This window comes from Streptosporangium sp. NPDC003464, from assembly GCF_053588315.1.
Genome location: NZ_JBSFPS010000219.1, coordinates 1 through 17751, shown reverse-complemented (window position 1 = coordinate 17751; position 17751 = coordinate 1). Strand labels below are relative to the sequence as shown.

Sequence of the window (17751 nt, the reverse complement as noted above, 5' to 3'; positions counted from 1 at the left end):
ACCGGCGATCAACCCGGTCCCCCGGCGGATGATGCGCGAGCACGTCGCCGCGGTGGCCGCCCGGCACGGCGGGACCGGTGACGTGGTCGTGGAGATCTCGGTGGAGCACGGCGAGGAGCTGGCCAGGAAGACCTGGAACCCCCGGCTGGGGATCCTGGGCGGGCTGTCCATCCTGGGCACGACCGGCATCGTGGTGCCGTACTCGTGCTCGGCCTGGATCGACAGCATCCGGCGCGGCGTCGACGTGGCCAGGGCGGCGGGCCGCCGGCACGTCGCCGGATGCACCGGGAGCACCTCGGAGAGGGTCGCGGCCGAGCTGTACGGGCTGCCGGAGGACGCGCTGCTCGACATGGGCGACTTCGCGGGAGCCGTGCTGAAGTATCTGCGCAGGCATCCCGTGCCCCGGCTGACCATCGCCGGGGGCATCGGCAAGCTCTCCAAACTCGCCGACGGCCATCTGGACCTCCACTCGGGCCGCTCGCAGGTCAACCCGGGCATGCTCGCCGAGATCGTCCGCTCGGCGGGCGGGGACGAGGCGCTGGCCGGGCGGGTGCTGACGGCCAACACGGCCCTGCATGCGCTCCGGCTCTGCCAGGAGGCGGGCCTGCCGCTGGGCGACCTGGTCGCCGAGCGCGCCCGGCTGACAGCCGCCGGCGTGCTGCGCGAGGCACCGGTGACGGTGGACGTGGTCGTCATCGACCGCGCCGGCGTGATCGTCGGCCGCGCCGGCTGATCCGGCCGCGCCGGGGTCAGTCACGGCAGCGGGCCGCCGAGTAGAGGTGGCTGTCGGGGAACTCCGAGGCGGTCAGCACCCGGCCGACCACGATCACCGCGGTGCGGACGACCCCCGCGGCACGGACCCGGTCGGCGATGTCGGCCAGGGTTCCGCGCAGGATCACCTCGTCGTGCCGGCTGGCCCGGGCCACCACGGCCACCGGGCAGTCGGCGCCGTAGTTGGGGATCAGCTCCTCGGCGACCGCCTCGACGCGCTGCACGGCCAGGTGGAGGACCATCGTGGCCCGGCTGCGGCCGAGCGTGTCCAGGTCCTCCCCGTCGGGCATGGGGGTGGCCCGTGCCGAGGTCCGGGTCAGCACCACCGTCTGGCCCACCCCGGGCACGGTGAGCTCCCGCTTCAGCGACGCGGCGGCCGCGGCGAACGCGGGCACGCCGGGGACCACCTCGTAGGGCACCCCGGCCGCGTCCAGCCGCCGCATCTGCTCGGCCATCGCGCTGAACACCGACGGGTCGCCGGAGTGCAGGCGGGCCACGTCGTGACCGGCCCCGTGGGCGGCGAGCATCTCCGCCACGATCTCATCCAGCGCCATCTTGGCGGTGTCCACGAGCCGCGCCCCCTGCGGGCACCACTCCAGCAGCTCGGCCGGGACCAGGGATCCCGCGTACAGGCACACCGGCGAGGACGCGACCGCCCGCTGTCCCCGCAGGGTGATCAGGTCGACGGCGCCGGGGCCCGCCCCGATGAACCGCACCGTCATCGCTCATCCTCCACCGGGACGCGCGAGCGCCCGTCACATGTCATCATGCCGCCTGCCATCCGGCCACACTCCGTCCCATCACGCCCCACCGTCCCACCGGCCGTGTCACCGGCCGTCCGGCCACGTTCTGTCCCCATCGGCCATCCGGCCGCGCCACCAGCCGTCCGGCCGTGCTCCGTCCCCACCGGCCGTCCGGCCGTACCCCACCGCGCCACCGGCCATCTCGGCCACTCTCCGTTCCGCCCCGGCCGGCCACATCACCCATCACCCCGCCGTGCCTCGCCCCACCGCGCCGCCGTGCCATCCGGCGTCACCGCCCGGCGTCCACGGCGGCCGGCCTGACCGCCGTCCAGATCGTCACCGGCATCATGGGGCGCCAGCCCGTGAACCCACCTACCGGCGCGGCCCTGCTGACGGCCAGCCGGACCAGGTCGCCGCCGAGCTCGCCGTACCAGGAGGCCAGGACCGCCTCGGACTCCACGGTCACCGCGTTGGCGACCAGCCTGCCGCCGGGCCGCAGCGCCTCCCAGCAGCCCTCCACCACCCCGGGGACGGTCACCCCGCCGCCGATGAAGACGGCGTCGGGCGGCTCCAGGCCGGCGAGCGCCGCCGGAGCCGCCCCGGCCACCACGCTCAGGCCGGGCACACCCAGCCCCGCGGCGTTGCGGGAGATCCGCGCGGCCCGCTCGGGGTGGCTCTCCACCGCCACCGCCCGGTTGGCCGGGTGGCCGCGCATCCACTCGATCGCGATGCTGCCCGCCCCCGCGCCGACGTCCCACAGCAGTTCGCCGGGGACGGGCGCGAGCCGGGACAGGGTCACCGCGCGCACCTCGCTCTTGGTGAGCTGGCCGTCGTGCTCGAACGCCCCGTCCGGCAGGCCCGGGACGCAGGGCAGGGGCACGGTCCCGGCGTCGGCACGGCACTCCACGGCCACGACGTTGAGGTCGTGGGCTGCCGGCAGGGACCAGCCGCCCGCCGTACCGGAGATCACGCGCTCCTCGGCGGCGCCGAGCCGCTCCAGGACCGTCATCGGGCTCCCACCGTATCCGCGTGCGGCCAGCAGCGCGGCGACCCGGGCCGGGGTGCCGCCGTCGGAGCTGAGGACCAGTACCCGGCGGCCCTCGTGGAGCGCGGTGTGCAGCGACTCGACCGGCCGCGCCACCACGCTGACCACCTCGACCTGATCGACGGCCCAGCCGAGCCTGGCGCAGGCCAGCGAGACCGACGACGGGTGCGGCAGCACCCTGACCCGGTCGGTGCCGAGCAGCCGGACCAGCGTCGTGCCGATGCCGTGGAACATGGGGTCGCCACTGGCCAGCACGCACACCCGGCGGCCCTGGTGGGAGGCGATCAGCGCGGGCAGGGCCGGGAGCAGCGGCGAGGGCCAGGTGACGCGCTCGGCGGTCGGCTCGGGGACCAGCGCGAGCTGCCGGGCGCTGCCCATCAGCACCTGCGCGGCGTGCAGCTCGCGCCGCGCCGCCGGGGACAGGCCCGCCCAGCCGTCCGCCCCGATGCCGACGACCGTGACGAGGTCAGACATTGCCCAGCACCCGGGTGACGCGGATCTCGATCACGACCCGGGCCGGGTTCTCGCGGGGCTGCCGGTAACGCTCGGCGTAGCGGCGCTCGGCGTCGGCGACCGACTCGGGGTCCTCACGGATCACCGCGCGTCCCTCCAGGGTCGACCAGCGCCGCCCGTCCACCTGGCAGAGCGCGACCGCCGCGCCCTCGCCGCCGGCGGCGCGCACGTGGCGGACCTTGTGCGCGCCACCGGAGGTGATCACTCTGGCGATCCCGGAGTCGACGTCCAGCGTCGCCCCCACGGGGACGACGTGCGGCGTGCCGTCGGCCCGCACCGTGCTCAGCGTGCACAGGTGACGCTCCCGCCAGAAGGCGCGGAACCCGTCTCCTAGATCCTTCAACACCCGGTCCTTCCGATGTCCTGGTACCGGGCGACATGGTAGCCGGGAGGCGGACCCACCGGAGGACGCCGCTCAGCTGCCCGGACTGTAGATCACCTGGTCCGGCTTCACCCGCACCGTGATGCGCTGCTCACCCGGCTGCCGGTAGGGGTAGCTCTCCACCCCGAGATATTTGCCGGCCAGACCGTCGATGACCTCGTCGGCCCCCTCCAGCTCCAGCTCCGCGGTGCCCGAGATGCTGACCAGGTGGAAGGCGTCCTTGGGGTCCAGGACGCTCACCGACACCTGCGGGTTGCCACGCAGGTGGCGCTCCTTGGCGCGGCCGACAGCCGTGTTGAAGATGACGTCGTCCCCGTCGACGTCCACCCAGACGACCGTGCTGTGCAGCGAGCCGTCCGGGCGGACGGTCGTCACCCAGCCGTGAATCGGCTGGCCGAGCAGTTGCTTGGCGTCATCGTTCAGCTTTCCCACGTGGACCTCCACGATCGGCGGTGTGCCTATTGGTCAATCGAACATCATGCCCAAGTGATCAATTCCACCGCCCCGGGAGAAGGTCAGGCGGGGCCCGCGTGGACGGCGGCGGCGGCGCGGAGCCCCGACTCCAGCGCGCCCTCGATCCAGGCGTGCCAGAGCGAGCAGTGCTCGCCGGCGAAGTGGACGCGCCCCTCCGGCTGGATGATCGCCTCGTGCAGGGTGGACTGCTGGTGCGGCTCGAAGAGGGCGAAGGCGCCGGCCGCGAAGGGATCCTCGTACCAGGCGTGGCTCACCCCGAACTCGAAGACGTCAACGATCTCCGGATGGACCTTCGCGACGTCCTCCACGGCCTGCTGGATCCGCTTCTCCCTGCTCATCGCGCCCCAGCGCAGCGCGTCCTGGCCCCAGGTGTAGCTGGCGAGCAGGACGCCCCTGCGCTCGTCCGGGTCGGAGTGGGAGGGGTAGCAGATCCGGCGGACGGGCAGGTCCGTCACGGTGGTCCCGCCGACGATCCCGTCGGTGCGCTCCCAGAACCGCTCGCGCACCTGAAACAGGATCTTGGTCGAGGCGTTGTAGTTGAGCTCCCTGATCGCCCGCTGCTTGCGCCGGGTGAAGGCCGGCCGTGTCTCGATGTCACGGAGCACGGAGAAGGGCACGGTGCACACGGCGTAGTCGCCCGTCACGGCGGTACGGCCGGCAGCGGTCTTGACGTGCAGGGTCACCGAGTGGTCGTCCTGCTCGATCGCGTGCACCTCGTGGCCGAAGCGCACGCGGTCCTTGAGCCGCTCGTAGAAGGCGGCGGGCAGCCGGTCGGCCCCTCCGACGATCTCCTGCATGTCCTCGAACGCCCGGCCGATGATCTCCCGGAACTGCTCGATGACCGCGGCGTTGAGGTTCGACTCGCGGAAGCTCATGATCCCGTACAGCTCGACGGCTCCCGGGGAGAAGCCCCGCTCCCGCAGGAAGCTGCGGATCGAGTGGTGGTCGTAGTCGGCGCAGAGACGGTCGAGCGCGGCGTCCCCCTCGCTCGAGTAGCGCTCCCGGATCTCCGCGGTGGCCGCCTCCCAGAGCTCCTCGTAGGTCCTGCCGCGTTCGTGCTCGGCCAGCTCGAAGTCCACCAGGCCGGGATCTGCGTTGAGGTCCTCCATCGTCATGCGCCTGCCCTGGATGAAGGCGAGGGTCTTGGGGTTGCCCATGACGAAGGGGCGCAGGCCGAGCCCGAACTCGCGGCAGTAGGCCAGCGTCAGGTCGTGGACCCGGGGGATGCGCATGGCCCCGGCCTCGGCGTACAGCCCCTCCGCGAAGCCGCGCAGGGTGTGGACACGCCCGCCGACGCGCTGCTGCGCCTCCAGCACGACGGGGTCGTGCCCCTGGCGCATCAGCTCGTAGGCCGCGACCAGGCCCGCCATGCCGGCGCCGATGACCAGGACCCGCTTCGGCGTGTCCTGACGGTCGGGCAGGCCCTCCCGCACCGTTCTGACCAGCTGCGGGGGGACCCGCCGGTGGCCCGGCCTGAGGGATGCGTGGTCGGGCCCGGACAGGTGCGGACCGGCGGGCGTCTCGGGGCGCCGTGGATCGGCGGGCGGCTGAGAGTGGTGCGGATCGGTGGGCATGAAGTCTCCTCTCGAAGTGGTCTCATCGGTATCCGGCCAGTCGAAGTGGTCTCATCAGGATCCGGACGGTCGAAGTGGTCTCATCAGGATCCGGACGGTCGAAGTGGTCTCATCGGGATCCGGACGGCTCGCCCCTCATCCGGGCGGCCGCGGTTCAGGGGGGACGGCGGGCCGCGGGACGTCGTCCTCCTCCCCGGCGGTGCGGTCCCGCTCCCTGGCGGCGCGCTCGCCGGTGGCCACGGCGGCCCGGGTGAGATCGGCCGAGGCGGCGGCGCAGCGGGCGATCTGGCCGTCGATCAGCTCGCCGAACCACCCGGACACGATCGGGTTGCCGCGGACGCGTGCGGCGAGATCGCCCAGCCTGACCGCGTGGTCGGCCAGCCGTGCGGCGTCGGCGGCGAGCTGCTCGGCGAGCGCCCCGTATCCGGGGGTTACGGCCATCCCCGTCACCCGCGCGGAGCCCGGCGGGCGCGCCGGAGACACGCGGCGGCGATCACCAGCCCGGCGAGCCCGGTCAACAGGAGCAGCCACCTGGATCCGTGGGGGGCGCAGGCCGTTCCGGCGGCGCCCTCGCCGCCGTCCCGTCTCCGGGTCGCCCCGCCCGGGAGGCCGGGCAGGGGCTCGGCGGCCGGCCCCCGGTCCGCCGCCGCCGGCCGGCCGCTCTGGTCGTTGAAGGGGTTGTCGTCGAACAGCGCCCGCATCGCGAGCACCTCGCCGAGGATCGGCGCGATGTCGCTGACCGCCCGCACGGTCCTCTTCTCCCTGAACAGGGCCCGGATGGCCCGGACCGCCTCGGTGTCGCGATCGGCGCCGACCGCGTCGAGCAGCCGCCGCATGACGGGGTCGGCGGCCAGCTCCGGGTGCTGGTGCAGGACGCCGGCGATCCGCAGCCGGAGGGAGGTGACGGCGACCAGCGTGGCGAGGCTGCTCCGCCCCGCCAGCGCGCCCAGGCGGGCGGCCGGGCCGCCGAACCGCCCGCCCTCGAAGGCGTAGCCGAGCCCGCCGCGGTTGGTCAGCGCGCGCAGCAGGCTCCAGTGGATCCCGGAGGGGAATCCCGGGGAACGGGTGGCGGCGGCGGTCAGCGCGGCCGTCGTGCGCGCGCAGATCTCCCGGATCTCCTCCGCCGTCCGGGCCAGCTCGGCCGCCGCGGCGTGGAGCTGCTGGAGAGGGTCCGTCCCGGGCCACTGGGGATCAGACGTCATCGTGTCTCCTCGCCTCCGCAGACCAGTGCGCACACCCCGACTGCACGACCCGACAAGGGTTAACACAGAAGGTCACGTGAGTACAACGGAAAGTAATGAAGTCACGGCATCGGATGCCCATTCAGCCAGGCGGAGACGGACATCCGGCGCACAACGCCGAGCCGTCGGCGCAGCCGGCGCCGTCCCCGAGGGCCGGGTCAGGGCCGTCGCCGGAGGCGGCCTCGGCTCCCCGACGGGATCACGGCGCCCGACGTCGGAGCCGCCGGGCCGGGCCGGCGGGCCCGGACTTCAGGAGTGGTTCAGGCCGGGGCGCGCGAGGGCGCGGCCGGGGCGCATGGGGACGCGGCCGGAGCATGTGGGGGCCGTGCCCGGGCCGAGGCGCGCGAGGGCGTGGCCGGGGAGTGTGGGGGCGCGGCCGGGGCGTGCGAGGGCGCGGCCCGGGCATGTGGGGACGCGACCGGGGCGTGTGAGGGCGCGGCCCGGGCAGGGGCGGCCCGCACGGCGCGGCGGGTGCGGCGTGGAGGTGCGCACCCGCCCGGCACCGGCGGGAACGCTTACGGGGTGGCCGCGTCGAGCAGGATCCGCGCCAGCTCGCGCGGCTGGGAGAACATCGGCCAGTGGCCGGTGTCCATCTCGACCAGCCGCCAGCGCTCGCCGGCCAGCAGCTCGACCACGTCGCGGCTCGGCTTGTCGCCGTCGAGCAGGCATTTGACGTATGTCGCCGGGAGCTCGCCGAGCGGCCGGGCCAGCACGGCCGGCTCGGTCAGCGTGGCACCCGGATGCGGCGTCGAGCCGTCCACGATCCGGGCGATCTGCTCGCCGGTGAGACCCTGGCCGTCGTAGTCGGCTGCGGTCAACGGCGCCCAGAAACCCTTGTTCCCGGCGATCGAGGCCTCCACCGCCGCCCGGCCGTCCGACCAGCCGGACAGGAACGACTCGCCGTCGGCCGGGACGTTGGAGTCGACGAAGACCACGCGGGTCAGCCGGTCGCCGATCCGCTCGGCGGCCTGACCGACCGGGATGCCCGAGTAGCTGTGCCCGACCAGGACGACGTCGCGCAGATCGCGGCGCTCGACCTCGTCGACGATGTCCTGGACATGGGTCTGCTGCCCGGCGGGCACGCCCTGTCTGTCGGCGAGGCCGGACAGCGTCACCGGGTGGGCGCCGTGGCCGGCCGCACGCAGCTCCGGCACCACCTCGTCCCATGCCCACGATCCGAGCCACGCGCCGGCGACCAGTACGAAATCTGTCATGCCGGCAACGTAGCGGAGCGGTCCGACAATTACCGCGCCCGACCGCCGCACGCCGAGGCACCAGGGATGCGACCGCCCAGAGCCACGTCCGGAACACGGCCGACCGTGGACCCGGCGGCGGAAAGGACCGGCGCCGGGCCGCCGCTCGGTGTCGCGAGGGCAGGATGCCGTCGTCGCCGGTCGAGCCTCTCCGTCCTCCTCTATAGGAAAATCTCTATATAGAGGAGGCTTGATAGAGTGCCGACATGTTCGAGGACCAGTTGGATGTGGCGATGCTGCGGGCACTCGGGCACCCCGTGCGATTGGGCATCATGCGCGCCCTGGTCGCGGCGCCCGAGACGTGCGCCTGCGACTTCACCGAGATGTTCGGCGTCACCCAGCCGACGATCAGCCAGCACCTGAAGGTGCTGCGCGAGGCCGAGCTGGTCAGCACCCGCCGCCGCGGCACGCAGATCTGTTACTCGGTGCGCCCGGAGGGCGTGGCGCGGATGCAGGAGCTGATGGGGCGGCTGCAGCCCGCGCGCCTCGCCGACGCCGGCTGAACGGGCGCACAGCGCCGGCCGAACGGGCACACGGCCGCCCCGACGGCCCGACGGCCGCCGGGCGTGCGGGCGAACACGCCGCAGGCGACCGCGCCGAGAACCGTCCGCCCAAAACCGATGAAACAGTCGCGCTCAAACCCTCCTCCTCCACCGCCGGTGTGATTATGATCATGGTCTGGCGGGGGCCGCACATCGCCCCGCCCAGAACGGCCGACCCCCCACCCCTGAAGGGATGGCTCATGTCCACCAAGCTCAGCAAGCTGGCCGCGACGTCGTTCGCGGCCGTCGCCCTGGCAGCCGCGGGATCCGTACTGGCGACGCCGGCCGGCGCCGCGACCACCGGCGGCGGCACGTCGAGTGTCTCGGTCGCCCCCGCGTACACCTGGATCAAGTACGGCGACTACTCGACCGAGGCGAAGTGCAAGGCGAAGGGCGAGGAACTGCGGCGGAACGGGACGTACCTGTCGTACTACTGCGAGTACACGGGCTTTTTCACGCTGATGGTCCTGACCAGGTAACAGGCTGAACGCGCGGCCCGGAACAGCGACTTCCGGGCCGCGTCGGCGACCGCGGGTCAGGCAACGCCCGCCATAAGGGTCGTGGCACCGTCCGGCCCCGATCCGGGCCGGCCGCACGCGTTCCGGGAACCCCCACCGGCCAGGAGAGGTAGGAGAGGGGACGACAAGGAGACGGAATGCGGCGGTTGACAGCGGCCCTGATGATCATCTCGATGGCTGGTTGCAGTGCCTCCCCACCCCGGGCGGGCGCGGCGGGCGCCCCCGAGACACCCCGGCCCTCGGCGAGCGCCACGACGGCTGGCCCCGTCGCCGTGAGTGACGCGTCCGCGTGCGCTTCCGCCGGCGCCTCCCCGGGAGGGACGGCGTCGCTGCCGGAAGTACGGGGAGTGGCCCGGGACGCGGAGTTGTGGGGCCTGCTGTTCGCACCCCTGCCGCTCCCCTCCGGGAAGGCAGTCAAGATCGTCTGGCGGATGACCGGCAGCGGGCCCCTCCGGATCTCCGCCACGCACCCGGACGGGACCGCGGCGGAGCTCACCTTCGGGCCGGAAGAACACAGCGGGTCGAGCTGGAAGCGGCCGGGTGACGAATGGGGGACCGGGCTCGTCTTCTCGAAAGCCGGGTGCTGGAAGGTGCATCTGTCCCGGAGCACCGGGACGGGCGATGTCCGGCTGCCCGTGAAGTGACACCGCCGGCGCACGCCGTGTGGCCGTGAACAGCGGCCGGCCCGGCCGGCCGCCGGCGCCGACCGGTGTGACCGGACGGCTCCCCCGGACTCCCGAGACCTCCCCCTGGACCCCGTCGGCGCGCACCCCCGTACGGCGTGCGCCTACGCCGGGATGAGCAGTGTGGTCAACAGGTCGTCCAGGCTGACCATCCCCTTCAGGGTCCCGTCCGCCGCGTGGACGAGCGCCAGCTGGCTGTGGGCGGCGCGCAGCACGCCGACCGCGTCGGAGATCGAGGTCTCCGACGGGAGCGCGGGAAGGCGGTAGGCGAGCTCGCCGGCCCGGACCCGCGAGCCACGTCTGCGGGCGAGGTAGGCGTCCCGGACATGGATCACACCGGCCGGGCGGTCACCGTCCCACACCACCAGGCGCGTGCGGCGGCTCCGCGCGGAGGTGTCGATCACCTCCTGGGGCGGGGCTCCGGCGGGGACGCCGACGATGGCGGTCACCGGAGTGGCCAGCGAGGCGATCTCGGCGTTCGGCGCGTCCAGCGCCTGGGAGAGCACGACGTGCTCGTCGGTGTCGATGAGGCCCAGCCGGCGCGACTCCTCCACCAGGTGCTGCAGCTGCTCGGGGGTCCGCGGTGTGGCCGTCCCGTCGCCGGGCCGTACGCGGACCATGCGCAGCAGCAGGTTGCTGGCGCCGTTGAGCGCGGTCAGGACCGGCCGGACGGCCACGGTGAAGGCGCGGAACGGCAGGGCCAGGATCGTGGCCGAGCGCTCCGGATGGGCGATGGCCCACGACTTGGGCGCCATCTCCCCGACCACCATGTGCAGGAACGTCACGATGCCCAGCGCGATGACGAAGGCGACCGCGTGAGCGGCGGCCCGGGGCAGGCCGAGGCTGTCGAACAGCGGGGTCAGGCTGCCTGCGATGAGCGGCTCGGAGACCACACCCAGGCCGAGCGAGCACAAGGTGATGCCGAGCTGGGCGCCGGCGAGCATCAACGACAGTTCCCGGATGCCCTTCACGGCCGCCGCGGCGGCGCGGTTGCCCCGGGCCGCCGCCTTCTCCAGCCGGTGCCGCTTGGCCGCGACCAGCGCGAACTCGGAGGCGACGAAGAAGCCGTTGCCGACCAGGAGGAGCAGGGTGAGGATCAGACCGGTAGGCAGGTTCACTTCTCCTCCCCGCTCTCCCGGGTCTCCTCGGCGCGACGGACGGGACGCAGTCCCACCCGCTCCGGCACGTGCCGGTCCAGGGTCAGCACCTCGATCTCGACGTGGGTGGGCGCGTGCTCGGCCATGTCCGGCACGAGTCCGACGGTGACGACGTCACCGGGGACGGCGAAGCGGCCCAGGCGCTGCAGGACCAGCCCGCCGACGGTGTCGTAGTCGTCCTCGTCGGGGAGCTCCAGGCCGGTGGCCAGGGCGACCTCGTCGACGCGCAGGGCCGCGTCGATCTCCCAGCCGCCGTCCTTCCGGACCGCCGTGGGAATGTCGAGATCGTTCTCGTCGGCGATCTCACCGACGAGCTCCTCGGCGACGTCCTCCCAGGTGGCCAGCCCGGCCAGGCCGCCGTGCTCGTCGACCACGCAGGCGACCTCCTCGCCGCGGGCGTGCATCTGGAGGACCAGGTCGGGCAGCGAGGCCGAGAACGGCACCACCAGCACCTCGCGCGCGACATCGGCGACCCTGGTGTCGGCCGCCTTGTCGAGGGGGACGGTGACCAGCTCGCGCAGGCTCACGATGCCGATCACGTCGTCCAGACTGTCGCCCAGAACGGGATAGTGGGTATGCCCGTGCCGGGCGATGAGCTCGTCCAGCTCGGGGATCCGCGCCGAACCGGCGACGGTGACGACCTCCACCCGGGGGACCATGACCTCCTCGGCGGTGTGGTCGGAGAAGGCCAGCGCCCGCTCCAGCAGGTCGGCCTGGTCGCCGGGCAGGTGCCCGTACGCCTCGGACTCACCGATGATGTGCCCGAGCTCCTCCAGGGTGGCGCCGTGGTGCAGCTCCTCCACCGGCTCGATGCCGACCGTGCGCAGCAACCTGTTGGCCGCCGTGTCGAACAGCCTGATGACCGGCCCGGCGATCGTCAGGTAGACCAGCGTGGAGGAGGCCAGCGCGCGGGCCAGCGGCTCGGGCCTGGCCAGGGCCAGGTTCTTGGGAGCGAGTTCGCCCAGCACCATCTGGACGACGGTGGCGAGGCCGAAGCCCAGCCCGAGGGCGATGCCGCCGGTCGCGCCCTCGGGCACGCCGGCCGCGCCGAGACCAGGGGCGATCAGTTCGGCCAGCGCGGGCTTGGCGATGAAGCCGACGACCAGGGTGGTGACGGTGATGCCGAGCTGGGCGCCCGAGAGCATGAACGACAGCCGTTCCATCACCTTGACGGCACGGGCGGCCTTCCTGTCCCCCCCGGCCGCCCGCTGTGACAGCGCCAGCCGGTCGGCGGTGACGTAGGCGAACTCCTGGGCCACGAAGTAACCGGTGGCCAGGGTCAGCAGGAAGACGGCCAGCAGGCCGAGTGCGATGTTCACCGCGGGTCCCTGCCCTGCGATCGGCGGGCTCTGCAACTGCCGGAGTCCGACGACACGGACACCATCACCTGATCCTTCTCTCGGTCCTTGCAGCCGCTCCGGAGCTGATTAAGGCTATTTGTCGGCAACGTTAACCGACCGTGGGCGGCCGGCCCCGCGCGGGGACCCTTCACCGGGGACAACGCGCCGGCCGGAGCGCGAGTGCCCTGAACCCGGCGCGGTGCCGCCGCGGGATCCCGGCGACGTGTGAGGGCCGCCGGGGCCGCGGTCGCGGCGCCGCCGCCGGGCGAGCCCCGGCGGGTGGCTCCGGCCTCCGGCTCAGGCGCTGGCGGCGTACAGGACCTCGCGCAGCCCGGGGAGGTCCTCCCTGTCACCTCGCCAGACGAGCCGCAGGCTCAGCTCCGGGGCGGGGAAGGCGAGCTCGGTGAGCGTGCCGGCCTCGAGCGCGGCCGACACCGCGAACCGGGGAAGGAGCGAGACGCCCAGGCCCTGTTCGGCCCAGGCGCGCATCACCGGGACCCCGCCGGCCCGCACCCGTTCCGGAACCGGTCCGATGGCCCTGTCGGCGGCCATCAGGAAGGAACAGTTCGGCACGTTGACCAGCAGCCGTTCACCGGCCAGGTCGCCGGGGACCACCCGCGGACGCCCGGCCAGCCGGTGGCCGGGCGCCGCGACCAGTACGAGCGGCACCGTCCCGACGTCGAGGAAGGTCAGCGGCGCGGGCGGTGCGGGGAACCCGAGATCTCCCAGCGCGTCGCCGAGGTCCAGCAGCAGTGCGGCCTCCAGCCGTCCGGCGGTCACGTCGGCGAGCAGGTCGTCACGGCTCGCACTCGGACGGACCTGGAGGCGCAGGTCGGGCCGGCGTCCGGCTAGCCTGGCCAGCACCCGCGGCACCTGGGTGGCGGCGATGGTCTCCAGCGCGCCCAGCCGCAGCTCCCCCGGCTCTCCGGTCACCTCGCGGCGCGCCCGCTCGGCCTGGTCCAGCAGGCGGCGGGCCCAGCCCAGCAGCCGCTCGCCCGGACCGGTCAGGCTCATCCCCCTGGCCGTCCGCTCGAACAGCGTCACACCCAGTGAGTTCTCCAGGGTGCGGATCTGCTGGGAGACGCTGGAGGGCGCCATCTCCAGGGCGACGGCGGCGTCGGTCACCGTCCTGTGACGTGCCACCGCCTCGAAGGTCCTCAGTTGGCGAAGCTCCATGATCCCCTCAACCCCCGGCGGGCGTTCGGAATTTCCGAACGGAGCGTGCGGCCGCGCCGGTGGAGGCGGCCGGGCCGCATCCGGACAGTGGGGGCCATGACCATTTTTCACCCCTCCGCGCGGGACAGGCGTGTTCAGGGGCCTGCGCCGGCCGCCCGCCGGGGGTTCGCGCTGTCGGGCATCTCCCTCGGCTACTTCATGGTGCTGCTGGACATGACTGTGCTCTCGGTCGCCGAACCGGATCTCGCCGCCTCGCTGCACGCCTCGGTCACCGGCCTGCAGTGGGCGACCACGGGCTACACGGTGGTGTTCGGCGCGTTGCTCCTGTCCGCCGGCGCCGTCGCCGACCGTTACGGCGCGCACCGGGTCTTCCGCCTCGGTGTCACGGTGTTCGGCCTCGGCTCGCTGCTGTCGGCCCTCGCTCCGGCACTGGGACCGCTGATCGTGCTGCGGATGGCGCTCGGCGCCGCCGCGGCGGCTTGCGTGCCCGCCTCGATGGCGATGATCGCCCGGCTCTACCCCGGCCCGGCCGAGCGCACCCGCGCTGTGGCGGCCTGGGCGGCCGTCAGCGGTAGCGCGGTGGCCGCGGGTCCGATCGCCGGCGGCGTCCTGGTCGAGCTGGCGGGCTGGCGGGCGATCTTCCTGATCAACGTGCCGATCACCGTGCTGGTGCTGACGCTGACGGCCGGGCGGACGGTCCGCTGCCCGCGCGGCGAGCGCCGCATCGATTGGACGGCGCAGCTGGCGGCCTGCGCGGTACTGGCGCTGTCGACCGACGCGCTCGTCGCCGCCGGCGCGCGTTCCTGGGCGCACGCGGCCGGGTCGGCGGCGGCCGCCGTGCTCGGGGCGGCCCTGTTCGCGCTCCTGGAACGGCGCAGCACGGCCCCCGTGCTCAACCGGGAGCTCCTGCGCAGTGCGGGCGTGCGGGCCGGGCTCGCCGTCGGCGCGGCGGCGAACTCCGTCCTCAGCGGGAACCTGTTCGTGCTGCCGCTGCTGTTCCAGCAGGACCGCCACTTCGGCGCGCTCGCCACCGGCCTGGCGTTCCTGCCGCTCACCCTGCCGTTCGTGTTCGGCCCGCCGGTGACCGGCCGGATCGTGGCGCGTTTCGGCCCGCGGCCGCCCGTCCTGTCGGGGACGGCGCTGCTCACCGCCGGCGCCGTCGCACTCGGCGGGGCGGCCTGGGCGGGCGCCGGTTACCGGTGGCTGGCCCTCGGCCTGCTGCTCACCGGCCTCGGTGTGTCACTCGTGCTGCCCGCCCTGGTCTCCGCCGTCATCGGCGCCGCACCGGAAGGAACGGCCGGAGCCGCCGGAGGACTGCTCAACGCCGTCCGTCAGGCCGGTGCCGCGATCGGGGTCGCGGCCATGGGCGCTCTCGCCGGCCAGGACGTCACGATCGCGTCGGCGGCCGCGCTCCTGCTCCCGGCGCCGGCGTGCGCCGCGGCCGGTATCTGGTTCGCGGTCCGGACGGTCCGCCCGGACCGCCGTTGACGGCGGCCCGCCCCCCGCACGCGGAGCTGTTCAGAGCCCCACACGCCCCGCCGGCCGTACGTCGGCGAGGTAGGCGTCGAGGTCGGCGACGTCGGGCGCCAGCATGTGGCGGACGAACGCGCCGCGCTCGTGCTCCAGCGGCGGCAACTCCCAGACGCAGCCGATCCACGGCCGCTCCAGCGTCACGAAGTTCGCCGGGTCCTCGTCGGGGCAGCCGATCGCGGGCTGCCCCGCGGCCGCGGTGTGGATCTCGATCACGTTGTCCCACACCCACGTGTAGACCAGCAGGTAGGCCCCGCTGTCGCCGCCCCTGTGCAGCACGGTCCACCCGGCGGGCGAGTCGTCGGCGAGCGCGGGCACGAGCCGCGGGGCGTACGCGTAGGCGGCCTTCTCCACCTCGGGCTCGATCTCGTGCCCCTCGCGGTCGACGTGGTAGCGCTTGTACGGCCTGCCGCCGAGCGTGACGGGGGCGAGGGAGCGCAGGTTCTTCTCGATGAAAGCCATGGTCCGGACCTTAGGCGCCCCCCACTGACATCTACTGTCAGTGGGGGGCGTGCCTACTGCCGGTGGGAGGCGCGCCCGCCGTCCGCTCGCGGCAGCGCACAACGGGATAACCGTGCCGCGCCGGCCGGGTGTTAGCGTGGCCGTGTCCCTGCCCCTGACGACGTGGCCGCGAGCGCGGTCCAGGGGCCGGCCGCGCCCGCGGAACGCGCCCCGGGACCCACGCCGGGCGGCTGCCGCGAGATGCTCCCCGGAGGAGGGGAAGAGCGTGACCGCACCCATCACGCACGACCAGTGGAAGGCGACACGCGCCGCCGTCAGACAGACCGGCGACCGGTTCGCCGAAATGGTGGCCACCACGCGCGAGCCCCGGGCCCGGGCGACCGCCGACTGGTCGGTGGCCGACACCGCCGCCCACGTGGCCGCCATCGCCTCGATGTATGTCTCCGTCGTCCGGCCCGGCGCCGTCCCGCTCCCGGCCTTCGCCGTCGAGGACCGGCTCCTGGCCACCACCGTGGACACCGTCGGCGAGCTCAACGACCTGACCCTGCGCAGCTTCACCGAGCGGGACCCGCGGCTGCTCGCCCACCGGCTGCGCACCGACATCGACCGCCTGCTGCGGGTCAGCGACGGCCTCGACCCCGCGGAGCCGGTGACCTGGCTGGGCGGCTCGCGGGTCCCCGTCGCCGGAGTGCTCGCCCACCTGCTCAACGAGCTGCTGATCCACGGGCGCGACATCGCCCGGGCCATCGGGGCGCGCTGGGTGATACCGGCGCGGGACGCCGCGCTGTTCTTCGAGCTGTTCGTCGTCGGGATGGTGCGTCACGACGTCGGGCGGCTGCTGGAGACGGACGAGCCACCGCGGGAGCGCCGCATCGCGGTCGAGTTCCGCTCCAGGCACACCACCCCCGTGACGCTGGTGCTGCGCGACGGCCGGGTCTCGGTCGAGGGGCCGGGCCGCGGCGCCGACGTACGGCTGTCCTTCGACCCGGTGACGCTCAACCTGATGCTGTTCGGCCGGGTCAGCAGGGCGCGGGCCGCGCTGACCGGCAAGGTGGCCGTCCGGGGGCGCCGGCCGTGGCTGCTGCCCGCGTTCCTGCGCACCGTGCGCCTGCCGGCCACCCGGTATCCGGGGCCCCAGCCCGGCGGCGCCCCCGCCGGGGCGGACGCCGCTCCGGCTCCCTGACCTGCGGCCGGGCCGTACGGCGGCGCCTCCTTCGACGGGGTCCGGCCGTACCGGGTCACAGGGCCGTCGCGGCCTGGTCGATCAGGGCTGCGACGTCCTGCGGGTGTGAGGCGAGCGAGGCGTGTCCGGCGTCCAGGGTCACGGTCGCGCGTGCGTTCATGCGTTCGGCCATCCAAGCCTCGGTGACCGGCGGGATCATACGGTCCTGGGAGGAGACCTGGTACCAGGCGGGCTTGTCCCGCCATGCCGGAGCACCGGCCCTGTCCTCGAAGCAGCGCGCGGCGATCGGCTTCTGGGTACGTGCCATCACCAGAGCGTCCGTCGGATCGAGGTCCTGGGCGAAGGCGTCGGGGAACGCCTCGAAGTCGATCCACAGGAACCCGTCGGCGTCCGGCTTCAGGAAACCCTCCGGAACCGGGCCGCCGTCACGGGCCAGCAGGCCGCCCAGATTCTCGTCCGCGTCGGGCGCGAACGCGGCGACATAGACGAGGCCGGCGACGTTGGGGGCGTGGCCCGCGCCGCCGATGACCGCTCCGCCGTAGGAGTGGCCGACCAGCAGGACCGGCCCGTCCTGCGCGTTCAGGAGGGTACGGGTACGGTGGATGTCGTCATCCAGCGAGGTGAGCGGGTTCTGCACCGCGGTGACGGTATAGCCGCGCGCCGCGAGCAAGGGGATCACCCCGCGCCAGTGCGAGCCGTCACCCCACGCGCCGTGGACGAGAACCACATTCTTGATGGCCATGGATCGCTCCGTTCATGAAACGGCGCAGGCCAGGTGCGAGCGACTTGGCTGCGTCACCTCACCTCTGCACCCCTGCGGTATTCCTGCGGCGCGGTCAACGCCAACAGTCAATCGCCTGAAGAATTGGTCCAGGTCGTAGAGGCCGTGGACGGAGGCCTGAGAGCCGGCGCCGGCCCGCACGATCCGCCTCTCGCGAGCCGCCTGACGACCAGTCCGTACAGGGGCACCGAGATCGTGACCTCACATCTCACCGGCCTGGGACGTTTACCGGACATGGGACGAGACACCCCTCCGGAAGAGAGGGAGCCACGCACGGGGCGACGCGCGGAGCACGCGGAACCCGCCCCGTGGCCGCCGGCGGCGCCCGCCGGCGGCATCCGACGCCGAGAAGACCCCGCAGACACTGGAGGCCACCCATGAGC

The 17751-nt window shown here is 73.7% G+C and carries 19 protein-coding genes; 6 read left to right on the top strand and 13 right to left on the bottom strand.

Annotated features, from left to right (window positions below; all coding sequences use genetic code 11):
• Window positions 1-733, top strand: a 733-nt coding sequence (gene cbiD, locus ACWDS7_RS35645; RefSeq protein WP_451932843.1) for a cobalt-precorrin-5B (C(1))-methyltransferase CbiD, incomplete at its 5' end; no start/stop codon positions are given.
• A gap of 16 nt (window positions 734-749) precedes the next feature.
• Here cbiD and cobM read toward each other — a convergent pair.
• The 8 genes from cobM to ACWDS7_RS35605 form a co-directional block, all read right to left on the bottom strand.
• Window positions 750-1493 (bottom strand): precorrin-4 C(11)-methyltransferase, encoded by a 744-nt coding sequence (cobM, locus tag ACWDS7_RS35640; protein WP_451932842.1) that lies wholly within the window; start codon window positions 1491-1493, stop codon window positions 750-752.
• A gap of 310 nt (window positions 1494-1803) precedes the next feature.
• On the bottom strand, window positions 1804-3033 hold the full coding sequence (cbiE, locus tag ACWDS7_RS35635; protein ID WP_451932841.1) for a precorrin-6y C5,15-methyltransferase (decarboxylating) subunit CbiE: 1230 nt from the start codon (window positions 3031-3033) through the stop codon (window positions 1804-1806).
• Window positions 3026-3415 carry a pyridoxamine 5'-phosphate oxidase family protein gene (locus ACWDS7_RS35630; RefSeq protein ID WP_306869744.1) on the bottom strand — a complete coding sequence of 130 codons (390 nt, stop codon included), beginning with the start codon at window positions 3413-3415 and terminating at the stop codon, window positions 3026-3028. The genes cbiE and ACWDS7_RS35630 overlap by 8 nt, the downstream gene beginning before the upstream one ends.
• Window positions 3416-3487: 72 nt before the next feature.
• Window positions 3488-3886, bottom strand: a complete 399-nt coding sequence (locus ACWDS7_RS35625) for a TIGR03618 family F420-dependent PPOX class oxidoreductase (RefSeq protein ID WP_306869743.1) — start codon at window positions 3884-3886, stop codon at window positions 3488-3490.
• Between the two features lie 83 nt (window positions 3887-3969).
• On the bottom strand, window positions 3970-5502 hold the full coding sequence (locus tag ACWDS7_RS35620; protein WP_451932840.1) for a flavin monoamine oxidase family protein: 1533 nt from the start codon (window positions 5500-5502) through the stop codon (window positions 3970-3972).
• 135 nt (window positions 5503-5637) lie between these two features.
• Complete coding sequence (locus tag ACWDS7_RS35615) at window positions 5638-5943, bottom strand: hypothetical protein (RefSeq protein ID WP_306869740.1); 306 nt, start codon at window positions 5941-5943, stop codon at window positions 5638-5640.
• Window positions 5944-5948: 5 nt separating this feature from the next.
• The gene (locus ACWDS7_RS35610; RefSeq protein WP_451932839.1) at window positions 5949-6704 is read right to left on the bottom strand and encodes a hypothetical protein; all 756 of its coding nucleotides are present in this window, start codon (window positions 6702-6704) and stop codon (window positions 5949-5951) included.
• Window positions 6705-7258: 554 nt separating this feature from the next.
• Window positions 7259-7957, bottom strand: a complete 699-nt coding sequence (locus tag ACWDS7_RS35605) for an alpha/beta fold hydrolase (protein WP_451932838.1) — start codon at window positions 7955-7957, stop codon at window positions 7259-7261.
• A gap of 245 nt (window positions 7958-8202) precedes the next feature.
• On the opposite strand from ACWDS7_RS35605, the gene ACWDS7_RS35600 reads away from it, so the two are divergent.
• From ACWDS7_RS35600 to ACWDS7_RS35590, 3 genes are all read left to right on the top strand, one after another.
• Window positions 8203-8499 (top strand): ArsR/SmtB family transcription factor, encoded by a 297-nt coding sequence (locus ACWDS7_RS35600; RefSeq protein ID WP_451932837.1) that lies wholly within the window; start codon window positions 8203-8205, stop codon window positions 8497-8499.
• A gap of 239 nt (window positions 8500-8738) precedes the next feature.
• Complete coding sequence (locus ACWDS7_RS35595; RefSeq protein ID WP_451932836.1) at window positions 8739-9017, top strand: hypothetical protein; 279 nt, start codon at window positions 8739-8741, stop codon at window positions 9015-9017.
• Window positions 9018-9193: 176 nt separating this feature from the next.
• Complete coding sequence (locus ACWDS7_RS35590) at window positions 9194-9700, top strand: hypothetical protein (protein WP_451932835.1); 507 nt, start codon at window positions 9194-9196, stop codon at window positions 9698-9700.
• Window positions 9701-9843: 143 nt separating this feature from the next.
• Here ACWDS7_RS35590 and ACWDS7_RS35585 read toward each other — a convergent pair whose 3' ends face one another.
• The 3 genes from ACWDS7_RS35585 to ACWDS7_RS35575 all read right to left on the bottom strand — a co-directional run bounded on the left by ACWDS7_RS35585 (window position 9844) and on the right by ACWDS7_RS35575 (window position 13412).
• Window positions 9844-10857 (bottom strand): hemolysin family protein, encoded by a 1014-nt coding sequence (locus ACWDS7_RS35585; protein ID WP_451932834.1) that lies wholly within the window; start codon window positions 10855-10857, stop codon window positions 9844-9846.
• Entirely contained in the window at window positions 10854-12215 is a 1362-nt protein-coding gene (locus ACWDS7_RS35580; RefSeq protein WP_451932833.1) for a hemolysin family protein, read from the bottom strand. Before ACWDS7_RS35580 ends, ACWDS7_RS35585 begins: the two co-directional genes overlap by 4 nt.
• A gap of 318 nt (window positions 12216-12533) precedes the next feature.
• On the bottom strand, window positions 12534-13412 hold the full coding sequence (locus tag ACWDS7_RS35575; protein WP_451932832.1) for a LysR family transcriptional regulator: 879 nt from the start codon (window positions 13410-13412) through the stop codon (window positions 12534-12536).
• Between the two features lie 96 nt (window positions 13413-13508).
• On the opposite strand from ACWDS7_RS35575, the gene ACWDS7_RS35570 reads away from it, so the two are divergent.
• Entirely contained in the window at window positions 13509-14900 is a 1392-nt protein-coding gene (locus ACWDS7_RS35570) for an MFS transporter (protein ID WP_451932831.1), read from the top strand.
• Between the two features lie 30 nt (window positions 14901-14930).
• Here ACWDS7_RS35570 and ACWDS7_RS35565 read toward each other — a convergent pair whose 3' ends face one another.
• Window positions 14931-15404 (bottom strand): hypothetical protein, encoded by a 474-nt coding sequence (locus ACWDS7_RS35565; RefSeq protein WP_306869723.1) that lies wholly within the window; start codon window positions 15402-15404, stop codon window positions 14931-14933.
• A gap of 265 nt (window positions 15405-15669) precedes the next feature.
• Between ACWDS7_RS35565 and ACWDS7_RS35560 the strand changes: the two genes are divergently transcribed.
• Window positions 15670-16587, top strand: coding sequence for a maleylpyruvate isomerase family mycothiol-dependent enzyme (locus ACWDS7_RS35560; RefSeq protein WP_451932830.1), 918 nt, complete (start codon window positions 15670-15672; stop codon window positions 16585-16587).
• Between the two features lie 55 nt (window positions 16588-16642).
• Here ACWDS7_RS35560 and ACWDS7_RS35555 read toward each other — a convergent pair whose 3' ends face one another.
• Window positions 16643-17329: an alpha/beta hydrolase gene (locus tag ACWDS7_RS35555; protein ID WP_306869718.1), complete on the bottom strand. Its 687-nt coding sequence runs from the start codon at window positions 17327-17329 to the stop codon at window positions 16643-16645.
• Window positions 17330-17751 lie beyond the last annotated feature (422 nt).